The organism is Paenibacillus sp. FSL H7-0714, assembly GCF_038003765.1.
Lineage (GTDB): Bacteria > Bacillota > Bacilli > Paenibacillales > Paenibacillaceae > Paenibacillus_AQ.
In genome coordinates this window covers 6,773,257-6,788,354 of sequence record NZ_JBBOPT010000001.1, presented here as the reverse complement: position 1 = coordinate 6,788,354, position 15,098 = coordinate 6,773,257, and the positions used below count along the sequence as shown (strand labels likewise).

Sequence of the window (15,098 nt, the reverse complement as noted above, 5' to 3'; positions counted from 1 at the left end):
GCCGATAGTGGTAAGGTCATAGTTTATTTTCGGCGTGCCAGTAGTTTCTATGGCATCAGTATATGCTTGCTTGGAGAATTGGGTTAAAGCCTAGGTGGAGTTTATAGGAATAACAAATAAAGGAGATAGAGGTGAATGGTGTAATTAATATACAACATTGTTTTTTATTTACTTATAATGAAACTTTTTGAGATCTACTGCGTCAAATAATACGATTTGAAATAATGAATGTACCATGAAGTAAAAGCACTGTCTCGTTATATAAGAGGAAGGTAAAGTTAGGGGCCACTTATATTCACAAATGGAGCAGAGGAGTCAAATCATGCATTTAAAAAAACTATCATTAGTTGTACTATTGGCCGTATCTCAGACTGCTGCGGCAGTGCCCGTTTTTGCTGAAGCTGGAAATATTACCTCCAGTAACACCAGTGGAGTAAGAGTGGCTACTACATCTGTTGCGGAAGTAATTCCAGAAGCTACTGATCCATTGCCATCATTGACACGTCCGGTAGTAGAAGGGGCAACACCAACAGCGACAGTAACGCCAATTACAGGGGGAACAACCGATTCTACTTTAACAACGTTACCATCCCCCACACCGAGTCCAAGTCTTACACTTATACCTGCGACCACCACACCACCGATTACAACTGACATAGTTAATGCAGGGGCTAGCAATCAGCTTGTACTTATGATGAATAGTAACAAAATGTATCAGAATGGCATTGAATATTTGGCTAATCAGCCAATGGCAGTGAAGAATGGCGTTTCCTACGTTTCGATTAGAGCTATGGTTGAACGTGTAGGTGTGAAATACATTTACGATTATAAGACGAAAGAGACTATTGTTACTAAAGGCAGCGACGTTATGCGGTTCAAGACAGACAGTAAGATTTATTCCGTAAATGGTAAGAATGTGACAATGAAAGGTCCAGCATATCAATTCAAAGGAACCTTTATGATTCCATTGACGTCCATTACTGGGGCGCTGGGCATTCCGTATACCGTGGATAATGTGCAAAAACGAGTCATTCTTTCGCTAAATTTGAAGCCTAAAGCTTCTTTTACAGTACCGGCTATAATTTATGCTGGTGATCCAGTGAATTTCCTGACTTCTAGCTCTTCACCGATTGGTTCAGCCATAGTTGAAGAGAAGTGGGAAGGGAAGCAGGATATCTATGATACACCTGGGCAATATGTAGTATCCTACTCTGTTAGGGATGCTAATGGACAATGGAGTGATCCTTACTCCACGACGATCACGATTCTAAAACCGAATACACCGCCGGTTGCAAATTTTACGACCGATAAGAATTCCTACAAAATGGGTGAGATGATCACTTATACGGATATGAGCACCGACCCAGACGGAGATACACTTAAAACAACGACCTGGACGAATAAAGCGGAAGCTTTCTTCACGCCTGGTCCTGCAACAGTTTCTATTCAAGTAGAAGATTCACATGGCGCAATCAGCACTTTTGAAAAAGTCATTAATATTACGGGTGAAGTCTTGTACAGTAAGGAAGATTTCTATAGATTGTTCGCTTCTCCGGGTAGTGTATTTGATATTGACGGATCCAATGTTCCAAACTGGCAGAAGGTAGCTTATACGCTCACTTCTGAGCCTTATAATCTTATTCGCGCTAACAGTCCAGAAACCGTAAATATGGAAGGGATTACTTATCGTGAAACATCGTTCGGTGGAACCCGCTTTTTGATTCACCACAAGAATAATATGAATACTAAAATGAAGGTATATGTGATAGCTAAGAACAACAATCTATCCCCTACGACGATCACAACAGAATATTTAGGCGTTGGAGGCCCACATCCATTTCCGGAAGCTACGGGTAAACTCTCAGTGCAACGTTACTGGGAATCCATGCAAACGAAAAAAGATTACAAGACAACGGTCCTGCAACCTGGTGAAAGCGTCTCTATCCTGTCTGATCTGAATAATATTGCAATAAAACCGAGCGAAATCGTTTCACTCCAAGCGGACTTATATAGTGATTATCCTATTGAATACAATGTTATGATGATTGATGCGAATAAAGATCCGTTAACCACACTTCCTATGCTTCCAATACTGGATCGTGATGGCGTGCATAACCGAGGGACTTATGCTGATTCTACACGTATCATGACTGTTACGGATGAAGTAGGGAGAACACCTGCGAGACTTCTCATCGGTGATAATTCAAGTGATTTGAATTTGATGGGCACCGACCCTATGTCAGGAACTGGTGCATCCAATGCAGGTAACTTCGGAGTACTATACAAAATCAAATTTGAACATGTTGCTCCAAATTCATTAATTACCTTTAACCCGCGTGGTGGTAATTATATGGGACCTGTTATGGTGAATGGTCAAATTGTTCAAATGCCAAGTACCGGCAGTATTACAAATGCAAACTTGAATAGTGTGGTTTATCGTACAGGTGATGAAGGGGGCTCTGTTGAGATATTGTTCACTGCAGCGTCTGGTAGTAATTTGCCGGTTAACTTCCTGATTACACCGCAACCACCGAAGAGATAGTTATGCAAAGTAATCATTAGGGGGACCAAAAGGCGAGATTCCATTCAGCTATGAATGAGAATTCGCCTTTTTGCTTTTCATTTCATGTGATCTTTTCGATACTCCCTTGCGGTCATGCCTAGATGCGTCTTGCAGTAGGTAGAGAAGTAGGCAGAGGAAGCGAAGCCGAAGATATCACTAATATCCTGAAGCGCCATATTTGTATGGATCAGGAAGTTCTTGATCGCATCAATTCTTTCTTTATGGATGAAGTTGAGGACAGTGCTCCCTGTTTCTTGTTTGAATAGCGTTGCGAGGTAATTCGGATGCAACTGCACGATTTCCGCAACCCGCTCTAGCGTAGGCTTCTCTTCAATGTGCTTTTTAATATAGGCGATCGTCTTATTAATGATGGGTCCATACGAATACGAACGATGGGTTGAGATGACACTAATAAAGCTATTTAGCATGAGGTATTCAATCTCAACGGTCTTCACGATCGAGTCGCTCTCATCAATTAAGTTGATGTAATGGTCACTGAGAATGAACGCGGACTCGGAATCGACTCCCGCCTCAATGATCGCACGCGTAAAAATGGTGCAGCTAGCGACTAGAGAATATTTCAACGACTGCAAAGGCTTCGGTGACAGGTTGGCTCGTTCCAGCAGGTTGATTTCATTCAATATTTTAACGGCACCTTCACGATCAATGCGTTGGATTGCATAGACGAGCTTCTTTTCGTGCTCATAGGAAGGATGCATATAGTTCTGATAGCGATTCTTCGCCATATTGCGTTCGAGGAAGGCAGTAATGTCTAGCATGGATAATCTCCTTTAGGCTACCTGTTTAAGGGAGGATTTTACAATATAATCCGTATTTATAAATCGAAACTAATGTTAAGAATTTATAATTAAGTGTTATATTATCGTGTAATATCAGTTTTGTAAAGGCTTTCAATTTTAGAAATACAAATAAAAATTATGAAATCTTCAGAAGAGGGGTATTGCAGATGAAGAAAAAAGTAGGGGCAGCATTATTATCTGTAGCTATGTTATCCACGTTAGTCGCTTGTGGAGCAAAAAGTGATGATGGGGCAAACAAGGCAAATAGCGCAGACACAACGTCTAAAGGAACTGGTAAAAAAGCGGTTATTACAATCATTCAGAATAAAGTAGAAATCCAAAGTGCACTAGAGGATGCAGTGAAAGAATTCAATAAAACTCAAGATAAATATGAAGTACAAGCATTAGGAGCAGCAGGCGACAACCTGATGACGGTGCTCCAGACACAATTCAGCTCCGCCCCAGAAAAAGCACCAACCATTTTCACAACAGCATCTGGCTCAGAGTTTCAAAAATATCTTCCATATATGGCACCCTTGGATGATATGAAAGCGGCTAGCAAAATTGTTGAAGGACAAGATACAGCAGCGCGTAATGATGGTAAATTATATGGCTTGCCAGTTGCGCTTGAAGGCTTCGGACTTATCTACAATAAGGATATGTTCAAGGAAGCAGGCGTGAATGCGGATGATATTAAGACATGGGATGATCTTGTAGCAGCAAGCACGAAGCTAGAGCAAGTGAAAGGCGTGAAGAAGGCCATAGCGTATGCACAAGAGTCTTACTTCCGTTTCATGCATCCATTTAACTGGCCATTTGCATTAATGAAAGATACATCGGGTACGATTGCTAAGATTAATGCTGGCGAATTGAAGCTTCAAGATATTCCTGAATTGAAAGAGTACGTTGCTGATCTGGACAAGATCAAAGACCATACGAACTTGAGTAAAGATACGTATGATGAACAAGTTGCAGGCTTCGCGGCAGGACAATATGCGATGATTCACCAAGGAAACTGGGCACAAGGTCTCTTGAACGATTATGATGTGAAATTTGAATACGGTTTCTTGCCAGTACCGTTCGAAGGTAATCAAGGGATTGCGGTAGGTAACAGTAACTTCTTCCGCGTGAACAAGCATGCATCGGAAGATCAACAAGCGGGTGCGAAGGCGTTCTTGGATTGGTTGCTAACAGATCCAGCGGGTCAGCACTATGTAACGGATGAGTTTAACTTTATCCCTGTGTACTCCGGTTTTGATACTAGCAAAATGGATCCGTTATCCCAAGAAGTGAACCGTTATGCAAGTGAAGGCAAGACAGTGAAATGGGTATTCGATCAATTCCCAGCGGGAGCAGATCAAGAGTTTGCGAACCAAATGGAAAAATACTATGCAGGAAAATTAACGGGCGAGGGCTTGTTAGAAGCACTTCAGAATGTTTGGATGACTGCGGTTAAAAAATAATCGTATGGCTATGGAGGCTGCTTCTCGAATATTCGTTAAGCGGCCTCTTCCTGTTTTGTAGAAATGGATAAGAGGTGAAACCATTGAAGAAAAGTGTAAAGAGAAATTTAATAGCCGCAGCTTTTATTGTTCCATCATTATTCATCTTTATAAATGTAGTCATCATTCCATTCGTTATGGGGATTGTGTACTCTTTTACAGATTGGGATGGGTTTAAATTTGCAGGTTCTAACTTTGTAGGCTTCGATAATTATGTACGGGTGTTTCAAGATTCAGATTTTCTTACATCCTTCGGCCTGACATTTAAATATGCCGTATGCATGATTATTCTCGTTAACGTTATCGGACTTTCACTCGCGATGCTGGTGACTTCCAAAATTAAGTCGCGTAATCTTTTACGCTCAATATACTTCCTGCCGAACTTGATCGGTGGTCTGATCCTAGGTTTCATCTGGAAGTTCGTATTCACGAAATTCTTCGTACAGGTTGGAGAAGTAATGGGAAATAGCTCGATCTTCTTCAATTGGTTGGATGATCCGACGGCTTCCTTCTGGGCGCTGGTCTTCGTAGGAACATGGCAAATGGCCGGCTACGTCATGATCATCTACATCGCAGCTATTCAAGGTGTTTCGGATGAGGTGCTGGAGGCAGCTGATATGGATGGCGCAGGCGGATGGATGCGATTCCGCAAAATTATGTTCCCACTCATTATGCCAGCCTTCACGATCAGCTTGTTCTTGACGCTGTCGAACGCATTCAAACAATATGATACCAATATCTCACTAACGAACGGTGGTCCTTACGGTACAACCGAGCTTGTTGCAATGAATATCTTTAAAACCGCGTTTAGTATGAATCAATATGCGCTCGCGCAATCCAAGGCGATTATTTTCTTCCTCGTCATCTTAGTTGTGACGGTTACGCAGGTCGTTATCTCGAAGAAAAGGGAGGTTGAACAATAATGAAACGTCGCAATAAATCAACTTCAATATTGCTTGAAGTTATAGCTTGGGTTAGTGGACTTCTTATGCTGTTGCCTATGTATATTATGTTTGTGAATTCGTTCAAAGGACGTGCCGAGATATTCACCGATACGTTCGGCCTGCCGAAATCCTTTTCCTTCGAGTATTATGCTGCGGCAATGGACAAAATGAACTTTTTGTCAGCATTTAAAAACTCGCTCTTAGTGAGTGTCATTAGTATTGGGCTTATTATTATCTTCTCAGCGATGACATCTTGGATGCTTGTTCGCATGAAGAATAAATTGTCCAATGGCATTCTCCTCTTATTCGTAGGTACGATGCTCATCCCGTTTCAATCGGTGATGATTCCGTTAATGCAATATTTAAACAAATGGGATATCCCATCACTTAATTTCTCTATGATTAATACACATTATGGCCTAATTTTCATGTACATCGGATTTGGGCTAAGTATGTCGGTCTTCCTCTATCACGGTTTTATTAAAGGGGTACCGATTGCTCTTGAAGAAGCGGCAATGATCGAAGGCTGTAATACGTGGCAGACATTCTGGAAGGTTGTATTCCCAATGCTTACGCCAATTACGATGACTGTAGGAATCTTGAATCTATTGTGGATTTGGAATGACTATTTACTTCCATCCTTGACCTTAACAAGCCCAGCGCTTCGTACCATTCCATTGTCAACCTTCTTCTTCTTCGGAGAATTTACAATTCAGTGGAACCTTGCAATGGCAGGACTTGTCGTATCGATTATTCCGGTTATTATCTTTTATCTGTTCGCACAGAAATACATTATTAAAGGCGTTATGGCAGGTGCAGTGAAATAGAATTGGATGAGGGGGCCTTCATATGAAGTCGGGCTGGATTATTGAGAATCATAGGGATATGCAAGACCTCGGCGTTAGTGAGAGTATTTTTAATGTGGCTAATGGTTATGTAGGTGTTCGAGGTAATTTTGAAGAAGGTTATGAAGGTGACGAGCCAACGGTTCGTGGAACATATATAAATGCATTTTATGATATTACACCGATGCTATATGGGGAGAGCGCGTATGGCTTTCCCGATACACAACAGAAACTTGTGAATGTGATGGATGTACAGGATGTGACCATTCATATCGGGGAGGAGAAGTTCAGTCTTTTCACAGGAACGGTCGTATCTGGGCGGCGTTATCTCGATATGCGCGAAGGGAAGTACGTACGGCTCGTGCACTGGATTTCACCACAAGGTAAAGAGGTCGAAATTTCATTCACACGCATGGCGTCATTGACAACACTCGAATTGTTCACGATAGATATTGAGGTAACTCGTATCAATTGTCAGGATGAAGTGACGATTACCTCTGGCGTGAATGGCGATGTGAGTAACTATACGAATGCGAAGGACCCTCGTGTTGCATCGGGTCATGCCAAGCTATTGGATATGAAGAATATCGAGGTGTTCGACGAGACCTCCTTACAAATCGTGCTTGAGACAAATACATCGAAGCTACAAGTGGCGGCAACAACAGTTCATCAGACAACGCCTGCGGTGAACAGTGAACTGATCAAGGGTGAGAAAAGTGTAATGGTGCGGTATGCGTTCCCAGCCGGTAAGGATATTGTTCAATTCACAAAATTCAACGTATTTACAGATACACGTCGACACGAAGATCCAGCTGCTCACGGACGTGAGTTGATGGCTTTGGTATTAACGCAAGGGATTCAAGCGGCTTACATGGCACAAGAAGTATATTTACAACATTTTTGGGAAATTGCAAATATCGAGATCCAAGGTGATGAGGTACTTGAGCAAGGTCTTCGATATAACGTTTATCAGTTGCTGCAATCTGTGGGCAAAGATAAATACAGTAACATCGCAGCCAAAGGCTTAAGCGGTGAGGGCTACGAGGGACATTATTTCTGGGATACCGAAATCTATATCCTGCCGTTCTTCATCCTCTGTCAGCCAGAGCTGGCGAAGCAGTTGCTTCGTTACCGTTATACGATTCTAGGCGAAGCGAAGAAGCGTGCGCTAGAGCTAGGCCACAAGAAGGGGGCCGCTTACGCATGGCGTACCATTACAGGGGAAGAGTGCTCGGGGTACTTCCCAGCTGGTACGGCACAGTATCATATTAATGGTGATATTGCTTATACGTATATTCAATATTATCTCGCGACAGGCGATAAAGATTTCATTGCGGAATTCGGTGCGGAAGTCGTATTTGAAACTGCAAGAACTTGGATGGAGCTAGGTCATTATCATGAAGGTCTATTCAAGATTGATGATGTAACAGGTCCGGATGAGTATACGGCCATCGTAAACAATAACTATTACACGAATGTACTTGCAAAATATAATCTAGAGTGGGCTGCATCGTGGTATAAGCAGCTGGCAGAAACTCATCCTGCGGCATGGGAAGCTTTGTGTAGTCGCATTGGCTTAACAACAGATGAGATTACAGCATTTGAAGAAGCGGCTGCGAAGATGTATCTGCCTTTCGATGAGAAGTTGAACATTCATGCACAAGATGATTCTTTCTTAGCGAAGAAGGTGTGGGATTTCGAGAACACACCGGAAGAAAAACACCCACTGTTGCTTCACTATCACCCGCTACACATCTATCGTCATCAGGTGTTGAAGCAGGCTGATACGGTGCTGGCGCATTTCTTGCTCGAGGATGGCATTTCAACCGATGTCTTGCGGAACTCCTACGATTATTACGAGAAGCTGACAACTCATGATTCGTCCTTATCCTGCGCGATCTATAGCATCATGGCTTCGAAGTTAGGTTACTCGGACAAGGCGTACGATTATTTCATTGAAACTGCACGAATGGATTTGGATAACACTCATGGCAACACGAAAGACGGATTGCATATGGCGAACATGGGTGGTACATGGATGTCGATCGTCTATGGCTTCTCGGGTGTAAGGATCAAGGATGATCATTTGGCTTTGAACCCGACATTGCCGAAGCAATGGAAGGGATACACCTTCACGATGCGTTACCGTCAAGCGACGATTACCGTGGAAGTGAATCATTTGAAGACGCAATTAATCGTGGATGCACAAGAGCTGATTCATATCAAAGTAATGGAGAAGCACTTCAAGATTCCAATGGGCAAGACAATCATCACGGTATAATTTATATCCTTACAATTGAAATCCGAAGCGGCATGGGAAATTCCCCATGTCGCTTTATGTTTTCTTATATTAATTAATTTCAACCGCTAAATGAACAGCTGAACATCACTCTCCAAAGCATCTTTTAAATACGCCGCAGCATCGATAATCTCGACCTCTGGCAGCAGTTCTTCTGTTTTAAAGCCCATGATTTCGACGGAGAGCTTACAGGCATAGAACTTGATGTTTTTTTTACGAGCTCCTTTTAGAAAATGAATCAGCTTCGGCGCGCCTTGCTCCTCCATCATCTCCTCTAGCATCATCCGGCCCAGCCCGCTGAAATTCAAATGGGAGAGTGGCAGCTGCCCAGGACCCTTTGGCGTAATGACATCCATCAGCTTCTCATAAATACTTTTATCCTCTAGCGTCATCTTCTCCGGATCACGCACCAGAAACAAACCCCAGAAAGAGAAAAACATCGTAACCTCTACATCAATATCTCTCGCGGCATTCGCTAGGATCAATCCCGCCATGGCTTTGTCGTATTCTCCGCTGAACATCAGAAGATTTATTTTTTTACTCACCTGGATAGTCCTCCCGTTACTTATATTGAATTATAAGAAAGTATAAGTTTCACGATATACGTTATCCTTATAGTTCTCGCATAAACGTTTAGCGTCCTTAAGAGGACGCCGTAGGCGTTTTAGCTTGGAATGTCATTAGTATGGTTATGGAGGGGAGAAGTATGCGAAGGGACCTTCCGAATTCACAAAAAAAGCCCCCTTACGGGAGCTTCATCACCTTTATTTTGTTACCTAGCTTCTACTAATGTACTTCAGAATCTTTGGATTCTGGATCTAAGGTGCTGCGGATGTCATGGTAACGGGCGGAAAGCCAAATGCTTCCGGTAAATAATACGATGAGTCCAAGAACGATAGAAAATCGCCAGTCGCCTGCTTTGAAGTTCAGCTGAAGTACCGTTAGTACAAGCGAAACCTGGGTCCAGACCAGTGTTCTTTTGCGAAAAGCCGCAATATCTCCAGACATCTTTGGGATATTCCGAATGATCCAATAGGCAATAACTGCGAGAATAAGCGCAAATATAGCGGTTACGGCTAATTCAGAAGAGGATAGGACATGCATGGTCTCAGGCATCCTTTCGGCTTGCAAAAGTTAGGATTCAAAAAAGGTGAGTTACTATTTCTTGAAAATACCTAGCGGAGCTCCGATCGGTAAGAAAGTGCGTCCGAAATGAGCGTTTAGCACAGAAGCGCCACATCCGTATAAGGATACGATACCAATTCCAAGTTCGGCACAAGCAGCAAGCTTATGGAAGAATTCTGGAGCGATACCAAAGGAATCGAAGGTTAGTCCAATAAAAAGGAAATCTATCAATACAAAAATGATAAGCAAAACTCTATTAGCCTCAACTGCGCCAATGGTCATAAAGATTGTAAAGATCAAGTAACCCAGAAATACAAATCCGAGCTGCTTAGGATCTACAGCCTCTGCAAGTGTTGGGCCGAATACGCCGAGCTTGATCAGCCAGCTGCTAGCCATGCCGAACCAAAAGAAAGCGTAGGCGCCAAAGGCAGTCATACCAAAGGTGTTGTTGTGCTTAGCATCTTGAATTGCGGCAAATAGTTGAGCAAATGCTCCCAGGAAGATAGCCCAAGGAATGACGTAGCTAAGTCCTGTTGTAAACTCAAGCTTCTGTGAAGAAGCAACCAATGTGACAATAGCCAGTCCGAATAGCCCGATGGCGCTAGGGTCTGCGGTGACGATTTTGACAGATTGGGTGTTAGGGGATTGCGCTGACATGACAGTAAAAGCCTCCATTATTATATATAGTTTTACGCTCTTAAAAACAGCACTCAAGGAGCGCTGTTCATAGGCTTGCCTATCATATCATATTGGTATGTGCTTGCCTATAAAACAGCGCTCATTTTTTGTTGTAAAAGGGTGGCCTTATGTCCAATAAGAGGTTATTTACATTTTTAGCTTCAATGAAGAAACCTTTTAGCCAAACAAACCGAGGTATTATGTCAAGATTAGACATTATATGCAGTGATAATCTTCACAATCTGTTGAAAATTGATGTATAATAGTCAGTGATAATTATTATCAAGTCATAATGAAAAGGCGGTAAGCTTGAAGTGAGCAAATGGACATTATTTACGAAGGCGACCCGGTTTTGGAGTTTTTCAGTTATGCTTATCCCGATTGTTTTAGGTACAGTTGGGGCATATGTATGGGAAAGGTCATTCCATCCGGTCTTATTTATTCTAACCTTAATAGGAGCGATTTCGGCGCATCTGTTTTCCAATATGGTGAATGATCTGTGGGATTATCGCAACGGAACAGATACAGAGGCGAAGAATTCCGCTGGTGAAATCAGCACAAACTCCGGGCTACTGACAGGTGGAATCCTCTCGGAGTCTTTTTATGCAAAGATGACCTGGAGTATGTTGGCGATTGCCCTTATCTGTGGTGGAATCCTAAGTATATATAGCGGTTGGAATATCCTCTGGTTTGTACTTGTAGGTGCTTTAATCGCTTATTTCTATGTAGCCCCACCCCTGCGGTATGGCTATCGCGGTAAGGGATATAGTGAGATGGCTATCTTTATAGCTTTTGGGATCATGCCTGTGTTAGGTTCCTTTTTCGTACAAACCGGTCATTTTAGCATGAAGCCTGTCATCCTTTCATTGCCGGTTGGATTCTTGACTACATTGCTATTGTTTAATCATCATTTCTTACATTGGAAAGCGGACGAGCAGGCTGGAAAACTTACGCTTGTTGTAGTGTGGGGTGAACAGAAGGCACTTGTCTTCTCGCGTGTGCTTCTCTTCACCGGTTATGCTTCTGTAGTGATCTGTGTGCTGATGGGCGTACTTCCAGTTTATGCACTATTGGCTTTGGTTACGGCCTTCTGGCCAATTCGTATTTATCGTGGACTGAAGCCACATAATGCTTCACCAGCCTATATCCCGCTCATGGGTGCTTCACAAAAAGCCTCCGTTCGTTGCGGAGTAGTGATGGCAGCAACCTTACTAATTCAAGGATTATTCTGAAAATATAAGAATATATAGGTTTCACGCTATACATTATCCTTATATTTCTCGCATAAACGCTTACCGTCCATTAGGGACGCTGAAGGCGTTTTTGCTTGTACTAATAATTACCATACAGAAGGAGTGAGCTTTCATGGAAAAGAAGGACAAGGAACTGTTGAAGGAAGAACAAAATGTTAAAGGCAATCAAATGGTGCTTGGAGATTTCCACTCCATTTTAGAAGAAGGAAAGGTCTGGAAGACAGGTGGATTTACACTGCCTGATGGATCCTTTTGGGCTTATCGTGAACCGGAAGCAGTAGTTATCGTTCGTAATGATACGCTGTATGTGCGTGCGAAATTATCTCGTGAGAACCATCAAGTACAAATTCTAGACAATGCTAAGCATATGTATTACTCCGCGGAGCCAGTGGTAATTCCTGAGGCTGGAGAGATTAGCTTTGAGCTGCAAATTCGTAGCCGTACACAAGGAACAGCACCTGGAGATTTGTATGATGGTTATGTATCGCTGAACTTGCTTGATTTTACGACAGGTGCGGCGCTAGACTTTTTTGCGGGAAATGATAAATATGCTAGTGTATATGGTATTTTGCCGTTCCCGGGGGTACAAGTACCAGAGAGCAAAGGAACGAAATATTTCTGCATCTTTAAAGAAGATACGGATTTCAAACCACGTGAATTTAATACCTACCGCATAACGTACCACCATGGCAACGATGAGGCTGTATTCTATTTGAATGGCAAAGAAGTGCGTCGTGAGAAAAATATTCCGATTAAATTCAATAACTTTACAGTGGCGCTCGGAATTATGACTGAGAAGGATCTGAGTCCTGAAGGCAGTGTGTCTGTGCATGGACAAACAGTTATTGCAGAATGGTCCCCAGTGAAGATTACAGCGACTGAACAGTAATACCTTGCAGGCTCAATTGATAAATAAGGGTGTATGGTGTGAATATTAAAAGCTTTCTAAGATTTGTGGAGCTGCCGACAAAAGTAGCCAGTATGATCCCCTTTCTGATGGGAACGCTGTATGCCCTGTATCGGTTTGAGGATTTTTATGTGTTGCGTTTTGGTCTGATGTTCGTTTCCCTGCTTAGTTTTGATATGGCAACGACGGCGATTAACAACTATTACGATTTCAAAAAAGCTTCCAAAACTCACGGCTATGGCTATGAGACGCATAATGCGATTGTGCATTTTAAGCTAAAAGAGAGCACCGTCGTGGCGACGATTGTTATTTTGCTGGCTTTGGCTGCAGGGGGCGGGATTGCGCTTGTTACGCAGACGGGTTTACTGGTCTTTTTGCTGGGTGGGCTGTCGTTCTTGATAGGGATCCTTTATTCGTTCGGGCCGATCCCGATTTCGCGGATGCCGTTAGGTGAGTTGTTCTCGGGTTTGTTTATGGGCTTTGTCATTATTTTTATTTCTGCCTATATTCATACGGACGAGCATGTGGTATCGCTGTTGCTTCAGAACGGTTGGGTCAGCTTGAATATCAATATTATGGAAGTGCTGTACCTGTTCTGGTTCTCTGTTCCTGCCATTTTGGGGATTGCAGGGATTATGCTCGCTAATAATATTTGTGATATTGATGAAGATGTGGAGAACCGCAGGTACACGCTTCCGGTCTACATTGGCCGACGTAATGCGCTTGTGCTGTTTAAATCTCTATACTATGTCTCTTATCTGGATCTTGTAGTGCTGCTGATCTTGGGGATTAACCCTATTCTTGTCTTGGCGATTCTACTTACACTGATCCCATTGCACCGAAATATCGATTTGTTCAAACAGAAGCAGGAGAAGGCGAGTACCTTTATTCTTGCCGTCAAAAATTTCGTGTTGATGAATGCGGCCCGTATTGCTGTGCTTGGTGCGGCTGTGCTGTTAAACATGATAATGTAATTTTTCCACTGGATTAAAAAGCAGTATCTATCGGAGTCGAATCTCCTTTGGGTGCTGCTTTTTGCGCTCTGACTGTACTTTTCTATTAGTGATGAGTTTCATTCTATGATAAGGTGTCTTAAAGTATAGTAACTAATCCAAGGGAAGAGGTGTAGCCATTATGGTACAAAAACTTCGGTGGGGAATCATAGGCTGTGCGCAGATTGCGACTGGTTCAGTGATGCCAGCTATCATGAATTCAGATTCGGGAGTGATTACAGCGGTAGCGAGTCGTGGCTTGGAAAAAAGCAGCGCTGTAGCCGCAGAGTTCGGAATAGAGAAAGCATATGGCAGTTATGAAGAGTTACTTGCGGATAAAGAAATCGATGCGGTGTATGTTCCGCTCCCTAATCATCTTCATCGAGAATGGGTGATCCGTGCGGCAGAAGCAGGTAAGCATGTGTTATGTGAGAAACCGATCGCACTGAACAGTGCAGAGGCTGCAGAGATGGTGAAAGCATGCAACGATGCAGGCGTTCACTTAGCAGAAGCGTACATGTATCGGCATCATCCACGGATTGCTGAACTCCAGGACATTATCGCTAGCGGTGAAATCGGAGAATTACGCTCGATTCGAGGTACATTTACTTACAATGATGCTACAGACACTTCAAATATTCGTTTTAAATCGGCTTGGGGTGGCGGCTCGCTTTATGATGTTGGCTGCTATCCGTTAAGTGCGGCACGACTGTTGTTTGGGACGGAGCCGGAAGCTGTGACCGTGCATGCGAAGTTCTCCCCTGAGCATGATAATGTAGATATGATGGCTTCAGGGCTGGTGGAGTTTCCAAATGGTTTAAGCTTGATCTTTGATTGCGGAATGTGGGCATATAACCGCCAGCTCTTAGAGATTCTTGGGACCGAGGGACGAATTGAGGTGCCTATGCCTTTCAACGCTAGAGACGAGGATGCAGAATTCTTTGTGTACACTGGTGATGAAGTGAGACGGGTCGATGCCACAGGGGCTAATCCATACATTCGGCAGGTGAATGATTTTGCAGCCGCTGTGTTCACAGGTAAGAGACTCATTGCACCGGAGGATCCGGTGCTAAGTATGCGGCTGGTTGAAACCTGCCTTGCTTCAGCTAAACAACGGCAAAGAATTAGCATGCTGTAATAGCTGAATCTAATATGAATCTACAAAAAAACCTCCGGCTTGCTTGGTCAAG

Annotated in this window: 13 protein-coding genes; 9 read left to right on the top strand and 4 right to left on the bottom strand. The window is 43.0% G+C overall.

What is annotated here, in order from left to right; all coding sequences use genetic code 11:
• The first annotated feature begins 322 nt into the window (after positions 1-322).
• A complete protein-coding gene (locus NST34_RS30555; RefSeq protein ID WP_341059245.1) occupies positions 323-2,542 on the top strand; it encodes a copper amine oxidase N-terminal domain-containing protein in 2,220 nt (739 codons plus the stop codon).
• 77 nt (positions 2,543-2,619) lie between these two features.
• Here the strand turns inward: NST34_RS30555 and NST34_RS30550 are convergent, their stop codons facing one another.
• On the bottom strand, positions 2,620-3,342 hold the full coding sequence (locus tag NST34_RS30550) for a helix-turn-helix transcriptional regulator (RefSeq protein WP_341059246.1): 723 nt from the start codon (positions 3,340-3,342) through the stop codon (positions 2,620-2,622).
• A 188-nt stretch (positions 3,343-3,530) separates the two neighbouring features.
• Here NST34_RS30550 and NST34_RS30545 point away from each other — a divergent pair, with 188 nt between their 5' ends.
• From NST34_RS30545 to NST34_RS30530, 4 genes are all read left to right on the top strand, one after another.
• Positions 3,531-4,826, top strand: a complete 1,296-nt coding sequence (locus NST34_RS30545; RefSeq protein ID WP_076297952.1) for an ABC transporter substrate-binding protein — start codon at positions 3,531-3,533, stop codon at positions 4,824-4,826.
• 83 nt (positions 4,827-4,909) lie between these two features.
• Positions 4,910-5,788, top strand: coding sequence for a carbohydrate ABC transporter permease (locus NST34_RS30540; protein WP_231573358.1), 879 nt, complete (start codon positions 4,910-4,912; stop codon positions 5,786-5,788).
• A complete protein-coding gene (locus tag NST34_RS30535) occupies positions 5,788-6,636 on the top strand; it encodes a carbohydrate ABC transporter permease (RefSeq protein ID WP_076284877.1) in 849 nt (282 codons plus the stop codon). The genes NST34_RS30540 and NST34_RS30535 overlap by 1 nt, the downstream gene beginning before the upstream one ends.
• Before the next feature lie 22 nt (positions 6,637-6,658).
• Positions 6,659-8,935: a glycoside hydrolase family 65 protein gene (locus NST34_RS30530; protein WP_341129388.1), complete on the top strand. Its 2,277-nt coding sequence runs from the start codon at positions 6,659-6,661 to the stop codon at positions 8,933-8,935.
• Between the two features lie 86 nt (positions 8,936-9,021).
• Here NST34_RS30530 and NST34_RS30525 read toward each other — a convergent pair whose 3' ends face one another.
• The 3 genes from NST34_RS30525 to NST34_RS30515 all read right to left on the bottom strand — a co-directional run bounded on the left by NST34_RS30525 (position 9,022) and on the right by NST34_RS30515 (position 10,735).
• On the bottom strand, positions 9,022-9,498 hold the full coding sequence (locus tag NST34_RS30525; protein ID WP_042131456.1) for a DsrE/DsrF/DrsH-like family protein: 477 nt from the start codon (positions 9,496-9,498) through the stop codon (positions 9,022-9,024).
• 241 nt (positions 9,499-9,739) lie between these two features.
• Positions 9,740-10,057, bottom strand: a complete 318-nt coding sequence (locus tag NST34_RS30520; RefSeq protein ID WP_042192626.1) for a hypothetical protein — start codon at positions 10,055-10,057, stop codon at positions 9,740-9,742.
• A gap of 54 nt (positions 10,058-10,111) precedes the next feature.
• A complete protein-coding gene (locus tag NST34_RS30515; RefSeq protein WP_042192624.1) occupies positions 10,112-10,735 on the bottom strand; it encodes an acetate uptake transporter in 624 nt (207 codons plus the stop codon).
• Between the two features lie 335 nt (positions 10,736-11,070).
• Here NST34_RS30515 and NST34_RS30510 point away from each other — a divergent pair, with 335 nt between their 5' ends.
• The 4 genes from NST34_RS30510 to NST34_RS30495 all read left to right on the top strand — a co-directional run bounded on the left by NST34_RS30510 (position 11,071) and on the right by NST34_RS30495 (position 15,046).
• Positions 11,071-11,988 (top strand): prenyltransferase, encoded by a 918-nt coding sequence (locus NST34_RS30510; protein WP_231573357.1) that lies wholly within the window; start codon positions 11,071-11,073, stop codon positions 11,986-11,988.
• A 133-nt stretch (positions 11,989-12,121) separates the two neighbouring features.
• Positions 12,122-12,898, top strand: a complete 777-nt coding sequence (locus NST34_RS30505; protein ID WP_341129387.1) for a DUF6081 family protein — start codon at positions 12,122-12,124, stop codon at positions 12,896-12,898.
• 38 nt (positions 12,899-12,936) lie between these two features.
• Complete coding sequence (gene menA, locus NST34_RS30500; protein ID WP_076297949.1) at positions 12,937-13,890, top strand: 1,4-dihydroxy-2-naphthoate polyprenyltransferase; 954 nt, start codon at positions 12,937-12,939, stop codon at positions 13,888-13,890.
• Positions 13,891-14,050: 160 nt separating this feature from the next.
• Positions 14,051-15,046 (top strand): Gfo/Idh/MocA family protein, encoded by a 996-nt coding sequence (locus tag NST34_RS30495; RefSeq protein ID WP_076297948.1) that lies wholly within the window; start codon positions 14,051-14,053, stop codon positions 15,044-15,046.
• Positions 15,047-15,098 lie beyond the last annotated feature (52 nt).

Excerpts from the sequence above, each read along its gene's own strand:
- NST34_RS30515 (WP_042192624.1), bottom strand. The coding sequence starts at position 10,735 with ATGTCAGCGCAATCCCCTAACACCCAATCTGTCAAAATCGTCACCGCA.
- NST34_RS30495 (WP_076297948.1), top strand. The coding sequence starts at position 14,051 with ATGGTACAAAAACTTCGGTGGGGAATCATAGGCTGTGCGCAGATTGCG.
- NST34_RS30550 (WP_341059246.1), bottom strand. The coding sequence starts at position 3,342 with ATGCTAGACATTACTGCCTTCCTCGAACGCAATATGGCGAAGAATCGC.
- NST34_RS30505 (WP_341129387.1), top strand. The coding sequence starts at position 12,122 with ATGGAAAAGAAGGACAAGGAACTGTTGAAGGAAGAACAAAATGTTAAA.
- NST34_RS30530 (WP_341129388.1), top strand. The coding sequence starts at position 6,659 with ATGAAGTCGGGCTGGATTATTGAGAATCATAGGGATATGCAAGACCTC.
- NST34_RS30555 (WP_341059245.1), top strand. The coding sequence starts at position 323 with ATGCATTTAAAAAAACTATCATTAGTTGTACTATTGGCCGTATCTCAG.
- NST34_RS30535 (WP_076284877.1), top strand. The coding sequence starts at position 5,788 with ATGAAACGTCGCAATAAATCAACTTCAATATTGCTTGAAGTTATAGCT.
- NST34_RS30520 (WP_042192626.1), bottom strand. The coding sequence starts at position 10,057 with ATGCATGTCCTATCCTCTTCTGAATTAGCCGTAACCGCTATATTTGCG.
- NST34_RS30545 (WP_076297952.1), top strand. The coding sequence starts at position 3,531 with ATGAAGAAAAAAGTAGGGGCAGCATTATTATCTGTAGCTATGTTATCC.